The organism is Gallibacterium salpingitidis (assembly GCF_001678495.1).
GTDB lineage: Bacteria > Pseudomonadota > Gammaproteobacteria > Enterobacterales > Pasteurellaceae > Gallibacterium > Gallibacterium salpingitidis.
In genome coordinates, this window is record NZ_JTJL01000020.1 from 1 (window position 1) to 20,635 (window position 20,635).

20 protein-coding genes are annotated in these 20,635 nt (G+C 37.4%); 15 read left to right on the forward strand and 5 right to left on the reverse strand.

The annotated features are described in order from the left end of the window. Positions 1–1,277, forward strand: a 1,277-nt coding sequence (locus QS62_RS05435; RefSeq protein WP_066107085.1) for an IS1182 family transposase, incomplete at its 5' end; no start/stop codon positions are given. 134 nt (positions 1,278–1,411) lie between these two features. Here QS62_RS05435 and QS62_RS05440 read toward each other — a convergent pair. The 3 genes from QS62_RS05440 to mobA are packed head-to-tail and all read right to left on the reverse strand — an operon-like array spanning position 1,412 to position 3,647. Then, positions 1,412–2,773, reverse strand: a complete 1,362-nt coding sequence (locus QS62_RS05440; RefSeq protein ID WP_066107087.1) for a PFL family protein — start codon at positions 2,771–2,773, stop codon at positions 1,412–1,414. 12 nt (positions 2,774–2,785) lie between these two features. Next, the gene (locus QS62_RS05445) at positions 2,786–3,058 is read right to left on the reverse strand and encodes an ACT domain-containing protein (protein ID WP_066107091.1); all 273 of its coding nucleotides are present in this window, start codon (positions 3,056–3,058) and stop codon (positions 2,786–2,788) included. 1 nt (position 3,059) lies between these two features. Next, positions 3,060–3,647, reverse strand: coding sequence for a molybdenum cofactor guanylyltransferase MobA (gene mobA, locus QS62_RS05450; RefSeq protein WP_066107095.1), 588 nt, complete (start codon positions 3,645–3,647; stop codon positions 3,060–3,062). A gap of 74 nt (positions 3,648–3,721) precedes the next feature. Here mobA and QS62_RS05455 point away from each other — a divergent pair, with 74 nt between their 5' ends. From QS62_RS05455 to QS62_RS05465, 3 genes are all read left to right on the forward strand, one after another. Then, positions 3,722–3,988 (forward strand): YihD family protein, encoded by a 267-nt coding sequence (locus QS62_RS05455; RefSeq protein WP_066107098.1) that lies wholly within the window; start codon positions 3,722–3,724, stop codon positions 3,986–3,988. 13 nt (positions 3,989–4,001) lie between these two features. Continuing rightward, positions 4,002–4,640, forward strand: a complete 639-nt coding sequence (dsbA, locus tag QS62_RS05460; protein ID WP_066107101.1) for a thiol:disulfide interchange protein DsbA — start codon at positions 4,002–4,004, stop codon at positions 4,638–4,640. 71 nt (positions 4,641–4,711) lie between these two features. Continuing rightward, on the forward strand, positions 4,712–5,041 hold the full coding sequence (locus QS62_RS05465; RefSeq protein WP_065237974.1) for a MaoP family protein: 330 nt from the start codon (positions 4,712–4,714) through the stop codon (positions 5,039–5,041). 165 nt (positions 5,042–5,206) lie between these two features. Here the strand turns inward: QS62_RS05465 and QS62_RS05470 are convergent, their stop codons facing one another. Then, a complete protein-coding gene (locus QS62_RS05470; protein ID WP_066107104.1) occupies positions 5,207–6,721 on the reverse strand; it encodes a CoA-acylating methylmalonate-semialdehyde dehydrogenase in 1,515 nt (504 codons plus the stop codon). Between the two features lie 218 nt (positions 6,722–6,939). Between QS62_RS05470 and iolB the strand changes: the two genes are divergently transcribed. From iolB to QS62_RS05495, 5 genes are all read left to right on the forward strand, one after another. Beyond that, positions 6,940–7,764 (forward strand): 5-deoxy-glucuronate isomerase, encoded by an 825-nt coding sequence (gene iolB / locus QS62_RS05475; protein WP_066107107.1) that lies wholly within the window; start codon positions 6,940–6,942, stop codon positions 7,762–7,764. A gap of 277 nt (positions 7,765–8,041) precedes the next feature. Further along, a complete protein-coding gene (pdxA, locus tag QS62_RS05480; protein WP_066107110.1) occupies positions 8,042–9,040 on the forward strand; it encodes a 4-hydroxythreonine-4-phosphate dehydrogenase PdxA in 999 nt (332 codons plus the stop codon). 24 nt (positions 9,041–9,064) lie between these two features. After that, a complete protein-coding gene (locus QS62_RS05485) occupies positions 9,065–10,060 on the forward strand; it encodes a 2-keto-3-deoxygluconate permease (protein WP_066107113.1) in 996 nt (331 codons plus the stop codon). Positions 10,061–10,062: 2 nt separating this feature from the next. Next, entirely contained in the window at positions 10,063–11,298 is a 1,236-nt protein-coding gene (locus tag QS62_RS05490) for a four-carbon acid sugar kinase family protein (protein WP_066107117.1), read from the forward strand. Positions 11,299–11,418: 120 nt separating this feature from the next. Beyond that, the gene (locus QS62_RS05495) at positions 11,419–12,174 is read left to right on the forward strand and encodes a DeoR/GlpR family DNA-binding transcription regulator (RefSeq protein WP_066107120.1); all 756 of its coding nucleotides are present in this window, start codon (positions 11,419–11,421) and stop codon (positions 12,172–12,174) included. A 55-nt stretch (positions 12,175–12,229) separates the two neighbouring features. On the opposite strand, the gene plsB is transcribed toward QS62_RS05495, so the two are convergent. Then, a complete protein-coding gene (gene plsB / locus QS62_RS05500; protein ID WP_066107123.1) occupies positions 12,230–14,650 on the reverse strand; it encodes a glycerol-3-phosphate 1-O-acyltransferase PlsB in 2,421 nt (806 codons plus the stop codon). Between the two features lie 190 nt (positions 14,651–14,840). Here plsB and lexA point away from each other — a divergent pair, with 190 nt between their 5' ends. The 6 genes from lexA to manX all read left to right on the forward strand — a co-directional run bounded on the left by lexA (position 14,841) and on the right by manX (position 20,626). Continuing rightward, positions 14,841–15,482, forward strand: a complete 642-nt coding sequence (gene lexA / locus QS62_RS05505) for a transcriptional repressor LexA (RefSeq protein ID WP_066107126.1) — start codon at positions 14,841–14,843, stop codon at positions 15,480–15,482. A 492-nt stretch (positions 15,483–15,974) separates the two neighbouring features. Continuing rightward, a complete protein-coding gene (gene frdA, locus QS62_RS05510; RefSeq protein WP_066107129.1) occupies positions 15,975–17,771 on the forward strand; it encodes a fumarate reductase (quinol) flavoprotein subunit in 1,797 nt (598 codons plus the stop codon). After that, positions 17,771–18,544, forward strand: coding sequence for a succinate dehydrogenase/fumarate reductase iron-sulfur subunit (locus tag QS62_RS05515; protein WP_065234725.1), 774 nt, complete (start codon positions 17,771–17,773; stop codon positions 18,542–18,544). Before frdA ends, QS62_RS05515 begins: the two co-directional genes overlap by 1 nt. Positions 18,545–18,556: 12 nt before the next feature. Further along, complete coding sequence (gene frdC, locus QS62_RS05520) at positions 18,557–18,952, forward strand: fumarate reductase subunit FrdC (protein ID WP_066107132.1); 396 nt, start codon at positions 18,557–18,559, stop codon at positions 18,950–18,952. A 10-nt stretch (positions 18,953–18,962) separates the two neighbouring features. Next, positions 18,963–19,307, forward strand: coding sequence for a fumarate reductase subunit FrdD (gene frdD, locus QS62_RS05525; RefSeq protein ID WP_066107134.1), 345 nt, complete (start codon positions 18,963–18,965; stop codon positions 19,305–19,307). Positions 19,308–19,627: 320 nt separating this feature from the next. Further along, entirely contained in the window at positions 19,628–20,626 is a 999-nt protein-coding gene (gene manX, locus QS62_RS05530) for a PTS mannose transporter subunit IIAB (RefSeq protein ID WP_066107137.1), read from the forward strand. Positions 20,627–20,635: the final 9 nt, after the last annotated feature.

The following is a 20,635-nucleotide window of genomic DNA, read 5'->3' on the forward strand; positions in this document are numbered from 1 at the left end:
GTCGCCCCGCAGTTGACCCAGTTCGTTTGTTCAAGATAATGTTACTCGGCTATCTTTTTGGCATTAAAAGCGAACGCCAGTTGGTGAAAGAGATTGAAGTCAACGTGGCATACCGTTGGTTTTTGGGGATGAGCCTCACGGAAAAAGTGATAGATGCTAGTACCCTAAGCCAAAACCGTCTTCGCCGTTTTAATGGTACGGAGGTATTTGAGCGTATTTTTACCCACATCGTTTGGCAAGCGATGGAAAAAGGCTTGGTGGGAGGTAAATATCTGTTTACCGACAGCACCCACTTGAAAGCCAGTGCCAATAAAAACAAAAAGCATAATGAAAAGCGAGCAGTTCGAGTGAGTCAATATATCGCTATGCTCAACGAAGATGTGGCAAAAGCGAGGGAAGCAAAAGGAAAAAAGCCGCTAAAGGCGAGTGAGAAAGCCGTCGAAGTCAAAGACACCAACGTGAGCAATACCGACTCTGAAAGTGGGTATATGCACCGAGATAACAAGCCCAAAGGCTTCTTCTATCTCGACCACCGCACAGTCGATGGTCGATACGGGATTATTGTAGATACCTTTGCGACGGCAGGGAATGTCAATGACAGCCAACCCTATATTGCTCGTCTTGATGCGACCACAGAACGCTTTCGGTTCAAGCCCAAAGCGGTCGGGCTTGACGCAGGCTATTTTACTGCCCCTGTTGCCGAAAGCCTTGCTCGACGAGGCATTATCGGTGTATTTGGTTATCGTCGCCCCACCAAAGGTAAGAACCGCTTACGAAAAAGTGCGTTCCGCTATGATGCTAAAACCGACAGCTACACTTGTCCCGCAGGGCAATCGCTCCGCTACAGCACCACCACCCGAGAAGGTTATCACACTTATCAATCCAACCCGGCCTACTGCCAAACTTGCCCACTACGCTCCCAATGTACCCAAAACCAAAAAGCCGAACGCCTCATCACCAGGCATATCTACCAAGATGCCGTGGACAACGCCAACGCAGTGAGGGTATCGAGGCAAGGCAGAAAACTTTACCAACGCCGAGCAGAAACCGTAGAGCGCAGCTTTGCGGATGCAAAACAACATCATGGGCATCGCTATGCTCGTTATAGAGGGCTAGCCAACGTACAAATGCAATGCTTCCTTGCGGCAATGGCACAAAATATCAAGAAAATTGCTCTGGTGGTATGGGCTTTTTTGTCTTATTTATGGCACCAATTTTGCTTGTTTGAGGCATGGGTAAAAAAATCAGCGAAAATCACTGCTTGCAGCGTTATCTGAAAGGAAAAGCAAGAGAAAAGCGACAAAATAAAAAAACAAACCCACTTTTATCAAATGACTTTGGAAAGGTGGGTTTGTCAGCGGTCTGAAACGCCCAGCAATGCTGGGCGTTTCCTTTTCTTATGTAATGAAGATTAATTCTTCAATGATTGTACTGGCGCTGGAATACGTCCGCCGCGATTGACAAACACTTCGCAAGAACCTTCTTTAACCGGCATAATTGGCGCATAGCCTAATAAGCCACCGAACTCGACCATATTGCCAACATCTTTATTTGGTACTGGAATAATACGTACTGCGGTAGTTTTACTATTAATCATACCAATGGCTGCTTCGTCAGCAATAATACCTGAAATGGTACTGGCAGAGGTGTAACCTGGTACGGCAATCATATCTAAACCAACGGAACAAACGGCAGTCATTGCTTCTAATTTGTCTAAGGTAAGAACACCTTGTGCAGCAGCGGCAATCATTCCTTCATCTTCAGAAACAGGAATAAAAGCTCCGCTCAATCCACCTACTGAGCTACTTGCCATCATACCGCCTTTTTTCACTGCATCATTTAATAAGGCTAATGCAGCGGTCGTGCCATGTGTACCACAAACTGTTAACCCCATTTGCTCAAGAATACGAGCAACACTATCACCGATAGCAGGCGTTGGAGCGAGTGATAGGTCTAAGATACCGAATGGAATACCTAAACGTTTGCTGGCTTCTTGTCCGATTAATTCACCAACACGAGTAATTTTAAAGGCAGTTTTTTTCACGATTTCAGCAACTTCAGTTAAAGTTGTTGCTTGGCTACTTTCTAATGCCGCTTTTACAACGCCTGGACCAGAAACACCAACATTAATAACAGCATCACCTTCACCAGCACCATGAAAAGCACCCGCCATAAATGGATTGTCTTCTACTGCATTACAGAACACGACAATTTTGGCGCAACCAAAGCCTTCTGGTGTAATTTCTGCGGTTTGTTTGATGACTTCTCCCGCCAATTTAACGGCATCCATATTAATACCTGCTTTAGTTGAGCCAATATTAATAGAGCTACAAACAATATCTGTGGTTTTCATTGCTTCAGGAATGGAACGAATTAAAATCTCATCTGCTGGACTCATTCCTTTATGCACTAAAGCAGAAAAACCGCCAATAAAAGAAACGCCGATTGCTTTTGCTGCACGATCTAAGGTTTGTGCAACCGATACATAGGAAGTCGCTTTAGTTGCAGCAGCAATTTGCGCAATTGGGGTTACTGAAATCCGTTGATTGACGATCGGAATACCATATTTAGCGGAGAGTTCTTTAGCTGTTTGTACTAAATCACCGCCGATACGGACAATTTTGTCATAAATTTTTTGATTTAAGACATCAATGTTATCGCTGATACAGTCGTGTAAATCGATGCCAATAGTAATGGTTCTGACATCAAAATTTTGGTCAGAAACCATTCGTAATGTTTCTAAAATTTCATACGATTGAATGCTATTACTCATCAGTGATTCCTCTTAAATACGATACATAGCATTAAAAATTTCAGTATTTTGTAAGCGAAGATCCAAACCTAATTTTTGCCCTTCTTCAGTACAATATGCCGATAGAGTTTGATAATCCTTTTTACATTCTGTCGTATCAACAAGAAGAATCATTGTAAAATAACCATCCATTAATTGTTGGCTAATATTCACAATATTAATTTGTTGTTCAGCAAGTAGTTTCGCCACATCATAGACGATACCGATGCGGTCTTTCCCAATAACGGTTAACACAGATTGATTCATTTCACTTTTCCTTCTTGTTGCAATAAAAATTCAATTCATCTACGGAGTTGATATTAATAAAACTGTTTTTTTGATCGGCAAAATTGGCAGTTTGATATGCTTGTTGCTGTAAAAAGCCTAATACACGTCGATGACCTTGTTGTAAGTAGGTGCTTAATGCAGGAATAAGAGAACGATGCAATAAGCAGCAAGTTGGATGTTCGCGTTCACCATCAGTTGCATAAACTACTTGTGTATTAGTAAGACGAGCAGCTGCCAATTTCTCTACTAAATTTACTGGTAAATAAGGCGTATCACAAGGGACAAATAACACCCAATCGGATTTTGCGTGTTGTAATCCGGTCAACATCCCACTTAAAGGGCCAAGAAAACCCGTTAATTGATCAGTAATAACAGGTAATTGGCTTTTAGCATATTGTTCAATAGAGCGATTTGCATTAATGATGACTTCGCTAACTTGAGGAGCAATTGCTTGATACACCCATTGATAGAGTGGCTTTTGCATTAATAATTGTAACCCTTTATCAGCCCCATTCATCCGTTGTGCTTTGCCGCCGCACAAAATGACAGCAGTTATGTTTTCATTCATATCAATCTCTTTTTGCAAATAAAAGTAGAAGTGGTATTATCGCACACCTGTGACACACTGTGAGGGAAATCCAAATGAAATGCCATCGTTTAAATGAAGTTTTAGAGCTACTACAACCTTATTGGTCTAAAGATCCTGATCTTAACTTAATGCAAATTTTACAAAAAATTGCGAAAGAAGCAGGCTTTACTGGTGAGCTAAGTGATTTGAGCGATGAAATTATTATTTACCATCTCAAGATGGCAGATAAAGATAAAAATGAACCTATTCCGGGTTTGAAAAAAGATTATGAAGAAGATTTTAAAACTGCATTATTAAAAGCAAGAGGAATTATTAAATAAAAGGAGTTCTATGATGAAAAAAGTATTGCTTATATTGACAGGATTTTTAGCTGCTTTGACGACACAATTTGTATCAGCAGCAAATTTTAATGAAGGTAAAGACTATAGTGCATTGACTTTACCTCAAACAGAACAGAAAGAAGTACTTGAGTTTTTCTCCTTCTATTGCCCACATTGTTATGATTATGAAATGAAATTCCATATTCCAGAAAAGATCAAACAATCATTACCGGCAGATGTTACTTTTAAACAGTATCACGTTAACTTCTTAGGTGGACAATCAGAGAACCTTACTCGTGCCTGGGCGTTAGCAATGGCGATTGGTGCGGAAGATAAAGTGCGTGCACCTTTATTTGAAGCTGCACAAAAAAATAGCTTGCGTTCAATGGACGATATTCGTCAAATCTTTATTGATAGCGGTATTGATGGTAAAGAGTTTGACGGTGGTATCAATAGCTTTGCGGTCAATGCGTTAGTGGCTAAACAAGAGAAAGCGGTAGAAGCGTTTAAAGTACGCGGCGTACCGGATTTCTATATTAATGGTAAATACCATATTGAAACTGGCAATGACAGCGGATTCTCTGAAGTGAAAACATTAGATGAATTTGTACAACGTTATGTCGATTTAACCCAATTTTTATTGAAAAAATAATTGACATCTTAAACAAAGTCGCCTTAAATGCGACTTTTTTATTGAATACTCTAAATTAAGGATGCCCTATTATGTCTGAAAGTTTTAGCGTTACTCGCCGTTTTTTTGATGATAAAAATTATCCACGTGGTTTTGCTCGTCATGGAGATTACACCATTCGTGAATCTCAAGCATTAGAAAACCATGGTCTAGCTTTTCTTGAATTAGATAAAGGTACACGTCAACCAGTGACCGAAGAAGAGCAACAATTTGTTGCATTTTGTCGTGGTGAACGCCCAGCAGAGACCTTCTTCGAAAAAACTTGGGATAAATACCGTTCACGTATTTCTCGTACTAAACGCGTTTATACATTGTCTGGCGTGTTAGCAAATGACAATGTTGATGATTACAATGCTGATTAAAAACTTGTAATTTAATCAATACCAAAATTATTAAAACCTTCATAAGTTGTGATCCAATTTATGAGGGTTAATTTATGATGAAAAAAATGTGTGTGGTGAGCGTACCACACACATAAATCTTGAGTGTCTTTAGAACTGCTCAAGAGAAGAGAGTCGTTACATTAATTAAAGTGTCGGCATACTGAACGCAGCACCTTGTTCTCTCACTTTATGATTTGGCCAACGGCTGGTTACAGTCTTCATTCGAGTATAGAAACGTACACCATCTGGGCCGTATGCATTTAATGGTCCAAAGATAGAAGATTTCCAACCACCAAAGCAGTGGAACGCCATTGGTACTGGAATTGGAATATTAATACCGACCATACCCGCTTTAACATCGTGGCTGTATTGACGAGCAGCATCACCATCGCTGGTGAAAATTGCACTACCATTCCCATATTGGTGATCATTGATAAGTTTAATTGCTTCATCATAGTTTTTAGCACGAACAATTGCTAATACTGGGCCAAAGATTTCTTCTTGGTAAATCTTCATATCTGTAGTGACGTTATCGAATAATGTACCGCCAATGAAATAACCATTTTCATGACCAGCAACTTTATAACCACGACCATCAACGACGAGTTTTGCACCTTCCGCAACACCGGAATCAACATAACCAGAAACTTTCGCCAAATGTTCTTTAGAGATTAATGGTCCCATATCATTTTCTTTTTCACCTTCAGGTAAAATGCCCGGACCGATGCGTAATGCTTTTACTTTTGGTGTTAAGCTTGCTACTAAAGCATCTGCAACAGCATCATCAACAGTAACAGCAACAGAAAGTGCCATACAACGTTCACCAGCAGCACCGAAAGCTGCACCTAATAACGCATTTGCAGTAGTTTCAATATCGGCATCTGGCATAATTAATGCATGGTTTTTCGCTCCACCTAAAGCTTGTACACGTTTGCCATGTGCAGAACCTACTTCATAAATGTATTGGGCGATTGGTGTTGAGCCTACGAAGCTGACTGCTTGAATACGCGGATCACGTAATAACACATCAACTACCTCTTTATCACCTTGTACAACATTGAATACACCGTCTGGTAAGCCTGCTTCTTTAAGTAATTCTGCTAAACGGATAGAAAGTGAAGGATCTTTTTCAGATGGTTTTAACACAAAAGTATTGCCGCAAGCTAAAGCAACAGGAAACATCCACATTGGCACCATTGCTGGGAAGTTGAATGGAGTAATACCTGCGACAACACCTAGAGGTTGCATAATTGAAAAACTATCAATACCACGACCAACGTTAGCTGAGAATTCGCCTTTTAAAAGGTGTGGAATACCAGTAGCAAACTCAACAACTTCTAAGCCACGAGTTAGTTCGCCGATTGAGTCAGAGTAGATTTTGCCATGTTCATTGGTGATTAAACGGGCAAGATTGTCAAAATTCTTTTCTAATAACTCTTTGAATTTGAATAAAATTCTTGCACGACGCAATGGTGATTGTTGTGACCAGCTAGGGAAAGCGGCTTGCGCTGCGCTGATCGCTGCATCCATTTCATTGACTGTACTTAATTTAACTTGTTTGGTTTGTTCACCAGTCGCAGGGTTATATACAAAAGAACTTCTTTGGCTTTGACTTTCAACACATTGTCCATTAATAAAATTTGGAATAACTTGATTCATAATTAATCCTCACGTTAGTTTGTTTAACATTTGATTTTGTTTGGCAATGGCGATAACAATACTCTTGTGAAATAAAAATTTCAAATAAAAATCTTTTTAAAATATATTTTTTGTTTTATTTTGTGATCTATGTTGTATCTTAGAAAAAACAAAGTTCAATGATTGATTTTTATCGCCTATACTGAGCGTACTTTTGTAACAAGCAGAAAGAGGTTTTTATGAGCAAATTATTAGCAAAATCGAATAAAATTACTGATGGTTTTCGTCAACAAATAACGCCTGAAAGTGCAGGCTGGGAGTATGTTGGCTTTGAATTATTGCATTTGTCAGCGGGTAAACAACATAGTTTTGATACCGCAGATACAGAAGTCTGTTTTGTGATGATGAGTGGCTATGCAACATTTCAGGTAGATGGTGAAACTTTCCAACGCCTAGGTAATCGACAAACGCCATTTGAACGTATTCCACCCTATTCTTTATATGTTCCTCATCATAAAAATGTTCAAATTACTGCAAATAGTGAAACAGAAATTGCAATTTGTCGTGCGCCAAGTCAAGGAAATTTACCAGTGCGTTTAATTACTCCAGCCGATGTTGGTGTGGAAAAACGCGGATATGGTAATAATAAACGTTTAGTACATAACATTCTGCCTGAAACAGAACCTGCTGATGCATTGTTAGTGGTGGAAGTCTTTACTGATGAAGGCTGCACCAGTTCTTTCCCTAGTCATAAACATGATCAAAAGAATTGTGAAACAGAAACTTATTTGGAAGAAACCTATTATCACCGTTTTGAACCAAGCCAAGGCTTCTGCTTACAACGAGTTTATACCGATGATCGTAGCTTAGATGAGTGTATGGCAGTGTATGATGGTGATGTTGTGCAAGTACCAAAGGGTTATCACCCAGTGGCAACCATTGCAGGCTACAATAACTATTACTTAAATGTAATGGCAGGCCCTGTCAGAAAATGGCGTTTTACTTGGGAAAAAGATCATCAATGGATCAATACCGAAGAGTACGCAAAGAAATTTACTAAATAACCATTCTTTCAATTCGTCCTTAACTAACCTTAAAGCCAACTCTTGCAGTTGGCTTTTTTTTCACTAAAAAATTATTATTTTGATTAAATAAAATCTTTATGATTATTTTTAATCAATATGTGATATTGCTCACAGATCAGTTTTTATCAATGAAATATACTTTTTTCACAAAATTTAAGAAGCGAATTATTTTTTAATCTTCTATTTATGATTAAAAATAATCAAAAATGAATTTTGGGTTATTTGAAATAGTTTGTAGTGAACCAAGGAGTATTAAATGAAACCAATTTTGGGAATAACTATGGGAGATGCAGCAGGGATTGGTGCAGAGGTCATTGTCAAATCACTTGCAGATCGACAATTGTATAAACTTGCACATCCTGTTGTGATTGGTGACAAAAAGATGATGGAAAGAGCGATTAATTTGCTTAATTCATCATTGAAATTAAGAACCGTAACTGAATTAGACGGGTTTACTGCTGAATATGGTTATATCGATTTAGTGGATTTAGATAATTTACCAGCAGATCTTCCTTTTGCTCAAGTTGATCCTCGCGCAGGGTGTGCAGCTTATGAATATATTGAACGTGCAGTGCAATATGCTATGGCTGAAAAAATTCATGCAGTGGTTACCGCACCATTGAATAAAGAAGCGCTACATGCAGGGGGAAAAATGTTCCCAGGGCATACTGAAATTCTTGCAACATTAAGTGGTACTAAAGATTATTCAATGATGTTAGTTAGCCCAAAATTACGGGTTATTCATGTCACAACACATGTGCAATTACGCAAAGCTTGTGATCTTGTTAAAAAAGAACGTGTTCTTACAGTGATCAAACTCGCAGATGAAAATGCAAGAATGCTTGGTTTCAAACAACCAAGAGTCGCTGTTGCTGGTTTAAATCCTCACTCAGGTGAAAATGGTATGTTTGGGGATGAAGATAGTAAGGAAATTTTACCAGCAATTGAAGCAGCAAAAGCTTTAGGTATCAATGCGTCAGGCCCAATTCCACCAGACACAGTTTTCCATCGTGCCGCAAATTTAGATGAATTCGATATTGTAGTCGTGATGTATCACGATCAAGGGCATATTCCAATCAAATTATTAGGTTTTGATACAGGCGTTAATGTAACTGTGGGTTTACCGTTTATTCGTACGTCTGTTGATCATGGTACAGCATTTCCAATTGCAGGTAAGGGTGTCGCCGATAGTAAGAGTATGAGTGAAGCACTTTATCTTGCGGCACAAATGGCACAAAGCAAACTTCAAAATTAATCGTATGTTTTATAGGAGCATATTATGTCTAGTAACCAAGCTACAAAATCTATAATTCCACTATATGATGGTATGAATAAGATTCCAGGTGGAGCAATGGTCATTCCATTGGTATTGGGTTCTATTATAGGTACATTTTTTCCAGAATTTTTAGGACTAGGTTCGTTTACAACAGCATTGTTTAAATCATCTGCTGGCCCATTAATTGCCTTACTTATTTTTTCTACTGGTATGCAGATTACCTTGAGAAGTTCTGGACCAGTGCTTGCACATACAGGCGTTATCTTATTATTCAAAACAATTGTACCTGCAGCATTAGTTACTTTATTAGGATTATTTATTGGTAATGATGGTATCTGGGGTATTTCTTTATTAGCAATGCTTACTGTTGTTGCCAATTCTAATGGTGGTATTTGGTTAGCATTCACTGGTAAATATGGTGATTATAGAGATAGAGGTGCTTATATAGCATCAGCTGTAAATGATGGCCCATTTTTTGTTTTACTCTTTTTAGGAGCATCTGGATTAGCTGATATTCCTTTTTCATTAATGTTAGCAGCCGTTTTACCATTAGTTATTGGTATGATTATTGGTAATTTAGATCCTAAATGGACAGATTTAATGAAACCGACTGGTGCTATTGTTATTCCTTTCTTTGCTTTTGCTTTAGGAACAGGGATCAATTTGCACGCGATTGTTACTGGTGGGGCAACAGGAATTATTTTAGGTGTTCTTTCATCAGTTTTAACAGGTTTCTTAGTTTTCATTGGTTATAAAACTATTTTGAGAAGAGGTAATTTATCAGGAATTGGGTTTGCAGCAGGTACTACAGCAGGGAATGCTATTATTACTCCTGAAATTGTTGCTCAAGCTGATCCAACTTTTGCACCGTTCGTGCAAACTGCAACTGCACAAATTGCTGCCTCTGTGTTGGTGTCCGCAGTGATTGCTCCTTTACTTGCAGCATGGGTATTAAAACGTCAAGGTGGCTTAGTTGAAGAAAGTAAAGGAGAAAATTAAAAATGGCTAAAAGTAGTTTATTAGTTGTTGCTGATGATCTTACAGGGGCAAATGATACTGGCGTTATGTTTGCTGGTAAAGGATTCTCTACGATATTGAAAACTAATGCCCAATCACTAGTTAATACTAATTTTGATAAAGCTGATGTGTTTACTGTCTCTACGGATTGTAGGGCAGCTAGAGAGAATGCAATTAATGCAACGTATGATGCTATTCTTGCAGGTATAAAAAACGGTGTTCAACAATTATACCTAAAGATAGATTCTACAATGAGAGGTTCTGTGAGATACCAAATTGCAGGTGCATTAAAAGCGTGGAAAACAATTTATCCTAATGCCAAAGCAGTTATTTGTTCAGCGTATCCTGAAATGGGGAGAACAATTGAAGATGGAATTCTTTATGTAAATGGTATTCCAGTTGAGGACACTCCTTCAGGGAAAGATGCGATTTGTCCAGTATTATCTTCACGTATGCAAGAGTTATTACCTGAATCTGTAGCATTACAGATTACTACGGAAGATGAATTGGTTAATACAATTATGGCTTCTTCAGCAGAACAATTTGTAATTGACGCAAGGACAGAAGAAGATCTTGTTATTATTGGCAATGTTATTGCTAAAATTGGTAGTAGTATTATTCCTGTAGGTTCTGCAGGTCTAGCAAATAGATTGCATATTCAGTCGCATAAATCAGATATAGTATGTAGAGATTCTATATCATTAGGGCGTTCATTGGTTTTAGTTACTTCAATTCATGAAACGAGCCAACAACAAGTAGATGAATATATCTCTCACGCTGGAGGTAGTTCGATTGTATTTAATCCATCGCCATTGCAACTACTTAATCATGAAGTTTCATCTAATGCGTTAAAACATCAATTAAGTGCTTTAATTAGATCTAGTAAGGATAATGTTATTATTAGAGCGAATCCTACTAAAGTAGATGCTAGTGAAGGAAGTATTAATAGTGTGGCAAGAACCTTAGCAAAAGATTTAGCTGAATTAGCTTTATTTTGTTTGGAAAATGAGCATTTTGATTCTTTAATTTTATTTGGTGGTGATGGTGCGGCAACATTGCTAGAGAAGATGGATGTTTCTGAGATGAGATTACTATTTTCTATAGTACCAGGTGTTCCTCTATGTAGAATTGATGATCCTAAATATCAAGGGTTATGGGTAATGACTAAGTCCGGTGGATTTGGTAATAAGAATTTATTAAGAACTATTATGGAGAAATAATATTCTACGAAAAGTGAAGAATTTGAGAAAAACAAAAATTTAGTGAATAATTAGTCAAAATTATTAGATTTAAGCACACATCACTGTAAGGTGATGTGTGTTACTATCGGACTACAAATTATGTCGCCAGATCGTTTAGAACAAATCCTTCTTTTTTTAAAAAATAATAATATTGCTACGGTGGAGCAATTAGTTAAAGTCACCAATGCTTCTCCAGCGACTATTCGTCGTGATTTAATTAAATTAAATGAACAAGGTTCAGTAATTCGCACTCATGGTGGAGTCAGTCTAAATACCTTTATTGCCTCACAACCTACAACTAACGAAAAACAACTGAAATTTGTCGTCGAAAAAGCCAGAATTGCCGATTATGTTGCTTCTTTTGTGAAAGCTGGAGATTCCATAGTGTTGGATGCGGGAACAACAACGCTATGTATCGCAAAAAAAATTGCGCATTTACCGTTAAGAGTAATTACTACAGATTTGCATATTGCATTGTTTTTATCTGAATATAAACAGATCGATTTGATGTTAACAGGCGGCTATATTGATAATTCCAGCCAATCTTGTATCGGTAATCATAGTATTCATTTGTTGCAAAATGTTTATCCTGACGTGGCTTTTGTAAGCTGTAATTCTTGGAGTTTGGAAAAAGGTGTGACTGCACCGACAGAAGATAAGGCTAATTTAAAAAGTAATCTGCTGAAAAATGCGAAACGGCGTGTATTAGTTGCTGATAGCAGTAAATATGGCAAATATTCACTGTTTAGTGTCGCTAAATTAGCCGAATTTACCGAGATTGTGACTGATAGTAATTTAGCTGAATCGGTAGTACAAGAATTGAAGAGTGAACAATTTAAATTGTCATTAGTGTAAGTTAAAAAAACGTGTAACCTAATGATTTACACGCTTTTTTTGTCATATTTAATTATTATTTTTCAATCGCATCTTGGATAGTAATATCAATTTCTAATGATACGATCTTATGTAAGATGGAATGAAGATCATCAATTCTTTCATTAATAGCATCACCATTTTCATCAAAATAATCATTTTGTTTCAAACAGTTAATAAATGCAGCAAAAACTGCTTTATCAAAGAACTCTGGCGCATTAATACCATGTAAAACAGATAAACGTTGAGCAATGGATTGACTCTCTTTTTCCAGTTCTGCACGACCTTGCGCTGGGTTTGCTTTCAATAAACTTAAGGTGATGTAATAACGTTGTAGAGTTTCTCTAACGCCAGCAGCCAATAATTGTAACGCACGACCACGTTTCTTATTGATACTTAGAATATTTTCATGACGTTTTAAGATTTGTTGGCGACATAACTCATCAACGATTGTTAATAGATATTGATGTAATTTTTCTTCAGGAATACTGAGGAATAACTCATTTGCCAAGAATGGATAGAATTTTTTAACCGCATCAATCACTAAATTGAGCTCTATTGCTTCGTGGTGTAGCACGAGGCTAGCGATAAATGATGGTAGCACAAATAAGTGTTGAATATTGTTACGGTAATAAGTCATTAACACTGCGGAGCCACGTTCTAAGCGGACAATTTCACCAAAATTATCTTTTTCAATGATAATACCAACACGATCTAATCCTAATACGTGTTGTAATAATGCCGCACCATCGTCGTTTGGTAAAATCACATCATCGTCGTAACAAGTGTTACGTAATAATTGTAAGTAAGTATCTAATTGCTCGATTAGTAACTCTTTAGATAATGCACGTTGGCGTGAGGAGAGTAAAATTGATACTGTTAAATTCATTGCATTAACCGCAGCCGCGCGATTAATGTTAACCATTACTTGGTTAGAAACACGATCAACCGCGTCATTAAACCATTCAGGACGATTGGTATTATCTTCATTGTTACGCCATTGCGGATAGTGTTGATTTAAGTAAGTGTTTAAAGTGATAGGTTCGGCGAAATTAACATAACCTTTCCCTAAGTTGCGTAATTTTTTGATTACTCGTAATACCAATCCAGCGTTTTCTTTTTCTTTGGCAGCACCACGAAGTTCTTTCGCATACGTATCCACTTCTAGCACGTGTTCATAACCAATATAAACTGGCACGATACTGATTGGACGGGTTTGTTGTCCACTTTGTAATGCTTGCAAAGTCATCGACATCATTCCTGTTTTAGGTGCGAGTAAACGCCCAGTACGAGAACGACCACCTTCAATGAAAAATTCAACAGAATAACCACGATGGAACAATTCTGCGAGATACTCTCTGAAAATAGTAGAGTAGAGTCGATTACCTTTGAAAGTTCTACGGATAAAGAATGCCCCCCAACTACGGAACATACTACCAACTGGCCAGAAGTTTAAGTTAATTCCAGCGGCGATATGAGGCGGTACTAAACCTTGATGGTAGAGCACATAGGAAAGAAGCAAATAGTCAATATGGCTACGGTGACAAGGCACATAGACAATTTCGTGACCATCTAAAGCTAATTTACGGACGCGATCAGCATGCTCAACGCTAATGCCTTGATAGAGTTTGTTCCATAACCAGCGTAAAAAACGATCCGCTACTCGCAAACTGCTGTAATTGAAGTTTGCAGCAATTTCTTCGAGGATCTTTCTCGCTTCTTGTTCTGCTTTTTCTTTTGAAATTTTCTTATTATTCGCTTCATCTTCAATTGCTGCGACAATATTTTCATTGGTAAGCAATTTGGCGAACATTGCTGAACGGTTGAGCAAACGAGGTCCGGTTGCAGAAATACGTTGTTTTGAAAAGTGAATACGTGCAACACGAGAAAGTTTTTGTGCTAATTTTGGATCTTGTCCATAAGTATCGATCATATAACGCAGCGATACTGATTGAGAAAAACGCACAAAATTGTCACGTCCCAACCACAGAATCGTGGCGAATTTTTCGATCCCATTTAATAAACGTAATTTTGGTAAGCCTGATTTATCTTCATAACCTGGTGATCTACCCCAAAGTACAGAAACTGGAATTAGTTGCACATTTAACTCGGGATTATCACGATGTAATTCTAAATATTGTGAGAAGATCTGTTCAGTTTCTTTTTTTGCTGTTTTCGATTTGAAAAAGCGACGACCTTCATCTAAGAATACATAGCGAGGCAATTTACTACCATTAATTTCATTCAGTTGCAGTGGATCAGGTAGCCCTAAATTTAAACAATTTTTTTGGAAAATTAATAAATCAGTTTGTGAAGTATATGGCAAAACATAAATTAATGGTTCTGCAATATTAAGCTTTAATTCTTGAATTGGATCATTAGGAATTGAATTACTTTTAACTAATAAAGAGAGCGGAAATCGCAATAAATTTCGATAAAAATTGAGCAAAGTTGCCATTTTTTATTCCTTTAATATCAGTTTTATATGAAATCGGGCGTAAGTTTAGCATAAATTCCTTGATGAAAGTGAGTTATCAGATCAAGGTAGAAAAGAAAACGTAACCAAAATATTCGGAAATAAGCATTGCAATACAGTATTTGCTGTATATAATGACAGGTAATACTGTATAAAAGAACAGAGATAAATTATGGCAAAACTAACCAAAACTTTAACGGCACGACAACAAGAAGTGTTCGATTTTGTAAAACAACATTTAGAACAAACGGGAATGCCGCCAACTCGTGCGGAAATTGCGAAAGAATTAGGGTTTCGTTCTGCGAATGCAGCAGAAGAGCATTTAAAAGCATTAGCGAAAAAAGGGGTAATTGAAATTGTTTCTGGTACTTCACGAGGTATTCGCCTTATTGGTGAGAATATGGAAGTCGCTAATGATGATGAAATAGGCTTACCTTTAATTGGTAAAGTTGCTGCTGGTGAGCCAATATTAGCAGCGGCACATATTGAAGCCACTTATCAAGTGGACGTGAATATGTTTAAACCGAAAGCGGACTTTTTGTTAAAAGTGCAAGGAATGTCGATGAAAGATATTGGTATTCTTGATGGTGATTTGTTGGCAGTGCACAGTACAAAAGATGTGCGTAATGGACAAGTTGTAGTGGCTCGTATTAATGACAATGTTACGGTAAAGCGTTTTGAGCGAAAAGGCGATATTCTTTATTTACATCCAGAAAATAGCGAACTTTCACCAATTATTGTTGATTTAAGCCAGGAAGATGTTGAAATTGAAGGTATTGCTGTTGGCATTATCCGCAATAATGCTTGGATGTAGCAACCAATATAAATAATTTTTTAGTACCCTCTAGGCAGTAGATTTACTGCCTTTTTATTTGATATTTCAATGATCACAAATAGAATTTAAAAATAGTTAAATGACCATTTTTATGGGAGTTATTTTGAGTGTAAATTGAGCGTATATTTTTTATCCTATTAAGATCAGAAATAGCGTGATTTATTGAAATGTTAATAACTCGTTTGTCAAAACTTTAATTATTACCTATTTGTTAAGAAAATGTTTTTCTATATATTTTATGATAGTTAATTCATAAAATTTCTTTTATTTCTATCTTTGTATAAATCTTGTGCTATAAGCAAATTCAGCTTCTACCCTGAATTTGTTGGTAAGAGAGATAACTTTTTTGAGGTAGATCACGAAAAAGACTTTTTTTATTAAAAATCTGTGAAAAAATAATTACCCAAGCGACAATTAATGGCAAAATAATCATACTTTTTACTCGTAAATTAATTAACTTGGAGGAATATCGTGCAGACCGTTAATGTCGATATTGCAATTGTTGGTGCTGGTGGTGGTGGTTTACGTGCAGCAATCGCAGCCGCTGAAGCAAATCCTAGCCTAAAAATTGCTTTAATTTCAAAAGTTTATCCTATGCGTAGTCACACTGTTGCCGCAGAAGGTGGTGCAGCAGCCGTTATTAAAGAAGAAGACTCATACGATAAACACTTCCACGATACTGTTGCTGGTGGTGACTGGCTTTGTGAACAAGACGTTGTGGAATATTTCGTTGAACACTCTCCAATCGAAATGACTCAATTAGAACGTTGGGGTTGTCCATGGAGCCGTCGTCCAGATGGGGATGTGAACGTACGTCGTTTCGGTGGTATGAAGATCGAAAGAACTTGGTTCGCGGCGGATAAAACAGGTTTCCACTTACTTCATACATTGTTCCAAACTTCAATCCAATTCCCTCAAATTCAACGTTTCGACGAACATTTTGTGTTAGATATCCTTGTGGATGACGGTCATGCACGTGGTGTTGTGGCAATGAATATGATGGAAGGCACAATGGTTCAAATCAATGCCAATGCCGTAGTTATTGCTACTGGTGGTGGTTGTCGTGCATTCCGCTTCAATACTAATGGTGGTATCGTAACTGGTGATGGACTTTCAATGGCATATCGTCATGGTGTTCCACTTCGTGATATGGAATTCGTACAGTATCACCCAACAGGCTTACCGAATACTGGTATTTTGATGACTGAAGGTTGTCGTGGTGAAGGCGGTATCTTAGTGAATAAAGATGGTTACCGTTACTTACAAGACTATGGTCTAGGACCAGAAACTCCGATTGGTAAACCACAAAACAAATATATGGAACTTGGTCCACGTGATAAAGTTTCACAAGCATTCTGGCAAGAATTACAAAAAGGTAACACCTTAAAAACGGCGAAAGGTGTGGATGTAGTTCATCTTGATTTAAGACATCTTGGTGAAAAATATTTACATGAACGTTTACCATTTATTTGTGAATTGGCGCAAGCGTATGAAGGTGTTGACCCAGCAAAATCACCAATTCCAGTACGTCCAGTTGTTCACTATACAATGGGTGGTATCGAAGTTAACCAACAATCAGAAACTCGCATTAAAGGTTTATTCGCTGTTGGTGAATGTGCATCTTCTGGTTTACATGGTGCTAACCGTTTAGGTTCTAACTCATTAGCTGAATTATTAGTATTAGGTCGTGTAGCTGGTGAATATGCGGCACAACGTGCAGTAGAAGCACAACCAGCAAACCAAACTGTGATTGATGCGCAAGCTAAAGATGTAATTAAACGTCTTGATGCGTTATTAGCACAAGAAGGTACTGAATCTTGGTCAAGTATCCGTGATGAAATGGGTAACTCAATGGAAGAAGGCTGTGGTATTTATCGTACTCAAGACAGCATGCAAAAAACCGTTGATAAGATTCAAGAGTTAAAAGAACGTTATAAACGTATTCGTATTTCTGACCGTTCAAGCGTATTTAATACAGATGTACTTTACACCATTGAATTAGGTTACATCTTAGATGTAGCACAATCTATTGCTTGCTCAGCAATCGATCGTAAAGAATCTCGTGGTGCACACCAACGTTTAGACTATACAGAACGTGATGATGTGAATTACTTGAAACATACTTTAGCATTCTATAAAGCAGATGGTTTACCAACTATCGAATATAGCGATGTGAAGATCACTAAATCACAACCAGCTAAACGTGTGTACGGTGCGGAAGCAGAAGCCGCAGAAGCAGCAAAAGCAGCAAAAGAAGGGGCAAAATAATGGCGAATGCATTACAAACAATGACGGTGGAAATTCTACGTTATAACCCTGAAGTAGATAGCGAACCGCATTTAAAATCTTATCAAGTACCATATGATAGCCAAACTTCATTACTTGATGCGTTAGGTTATATCAAAGATAAACTTGAGCCAGAACTTTCTTATCGTTGGTCTTGTCGTATGGCGATTTGTGGTTCATGTGGCATGATGGTTAACGGTAAACCAAAATTAGCTTGTAAAACATTCTTACGTGACTTCAGTGGTCATATGCGTATTGAACCATTAGCTAATTTCCCAATTGAGCGTGACCTTGTGGTTGATCTCAGTCACTTCATTGAAAGCCTTGAATCAATCAAACCATATATTATTGGTAACCAAGCGCCTGAATTGAAAAATGAACCACAACCATCATCAGAGTTGGCGAAATCAAGAACCAAACAAACTCCAGCACAATTAGAGAAATATCGTACTTTCTCAATGTGTATCAACTGTGGTTTATGCTATGCCGCTTGTCCACAATTTGGTTTAAATCCTGAATTCGTAGGTCCTGCAGCAATTACTCTTGCTCATCGTTATAACTTAGATAACCGTGACCATGGTAAAGCAGAACGTATGAAAATTCTTAACGGTAAAAACGGGGTATGGAGTTGTACTTTCGTTGGTTATTGTTCAGAAGTTTGTCCAAAACATGTTGGTCCGGCTTCAGCAGTTAACCAAGGTAAGATTGAAAGTGCGAAAGATTACGTTTTTGCAATGTTAAAAATGCAAAAGTAAGGAGAAAGTAAAATGACAACAGTAGCAACCAGTAAACGCAAAAAATATGTGCGTGAAGTGAAACCAACTTGGTGGAAAAAGTTAGATTTTTACAAATTCTACGTATTGCGTGAAAGTACATCAGTGCCAACCGTTTGGTTCTGTTTGGAATTATTCTACGGCTTACTTTGCTTAGGTGATGGTACTTTTAATACCCAATTTGTTGGATTTTTACAAAATCCAGTGGTGATTATTTTAAATATTATCACTCTCGGTGCAGTGTTATTAAACACATTCACATTCTTTAATATGGCGCCACAAATGATGAATATCATTGTGAAAAACGAACGTATTAATGTGAATCTAGTGACCAAAGTATTTTGGGCTATCACTGTGGTAGTAAGTATTATTGCCTTAATTTTAGTATAGGAAAAATAAGATGAACAAAGAAACTCCAAAACGTTCAAACGAACCAGTCGTCTGGTTATTATTCGGTGCTGGTGGTGCTATTAGTGCAGTATTTTTCCCTGTATTAGTACTGATTTTAGGTTTCCTTTTACCGTTTGGAATCGTATCACCAGATAACATTATTGCATTTGCCCATACTTGGATCGGTAAATTAGCAATTCTTGCATTGTTAATTTTCCCAACTTGGTGTGGTATCCATCGTATTCACTTAGGCTTACATGATTTTAAAGTTCATGTTCCAGCTGGTGGTGTAATTTTCTATGGATTAGCAGTGCTTTATTCAGTATTAACAATTTGTGCAGTGATTGCGCTTTAATTTAAATTATTACTTCGTAGCCAAAATCTCTCATCTTTCCTAGATGGGAGATTTTTTTATTTCTTTAAATAAATAACTTTGATATTTATTTTTTATAATAAAATTAATGTTATTAACAATTATGCTACTTCTTTTTCATTTCTATAATATTTGCCTGAATCAATGATTAATATCGATAAAATAAAGCAAAAATTTCCAATGTTTTTTCCAATTTTGTGATCTGTGTTATATCTCTTTGCTAAAAATTTCTTTAAAATTGCGCCCGCTTTATACTCTATTTGAAAATTTATCTATTTAATTAAAATAAATAAGGAGCCCCTATGAGTATTGCTATTATTATAGCTACGCATGGCGTCGCAGCAGAACAATTACTTCGTACAACAGAGATGTTGATTGGCGAACAGGAAAATGTTGCGTTTATTGATTTTGTACCTGGTGAGAATGCAGAAACCATCATTGGTAAATATCAAGAAAAATTAGCAAATGAATTAGCTAATTGTGATCAGGTTTTGTTTTTAGTGGATACATGGGGTGGAAGCCCATTTAATGCTGCAAATCGTGTGGCAGACGGTAAAGACAATATGGAAGTCGTGACTGGCGTTAATGTGCCAATGTTGGTAGAAACATTTATGGCGCGTGATGATGATCCGTCATTAGAAGAACTTGCTGAAATTGCGTTAGAAACAGGACGTGGTGGTGTACGAGCACTAAAACTTGAACAAAAGCCACAAGCACAAGAAGAAACTGTTGCACAACCTGCTCCAGCCGCTCAAGCACCGGCAGCAGAAAAAGTTGCACAACCAACAACAGCAACTGCTGGTAAACATATGGCGATTGGTTTAGCGCGTATTGATGACCGTTTAATTCATGGTCAAGTTGCGACACGTTGGACTAAAGAGAGCAAAGTAAATCGTATCATTGTAGTAAATAATGAAGTGGATAAAGATGATGTGCGTAAGACAATGTTGAAACAAGCAGCTCCTCCAGGAGTGACGGCTCACGTTGTTAATGTAGAAAAAATGGTACGTGTTTACAATAATCCAGAATATAACGATGATCGCGTGATGTTGTTATTCACCAACCCAACCGATGCCTTATTCTTAGTGGAAGCTGGTTTAGATATTAAATCTGTCAATATCGGTGGTATGGCATATCACGATGGTAAAAAACAAATCACTAGCGCAGTTTCAGTAGATCAAAAAGATATTGAAGCATTCAAGAAATTAGCAGAGCTAAAAGTGGAACTTGATGTACGTAAAGTATCGAATGATCGTAAAGAAGATATGATTGATTTGCTGAAAAAGAGCAACCTTATTTAACAATTAACT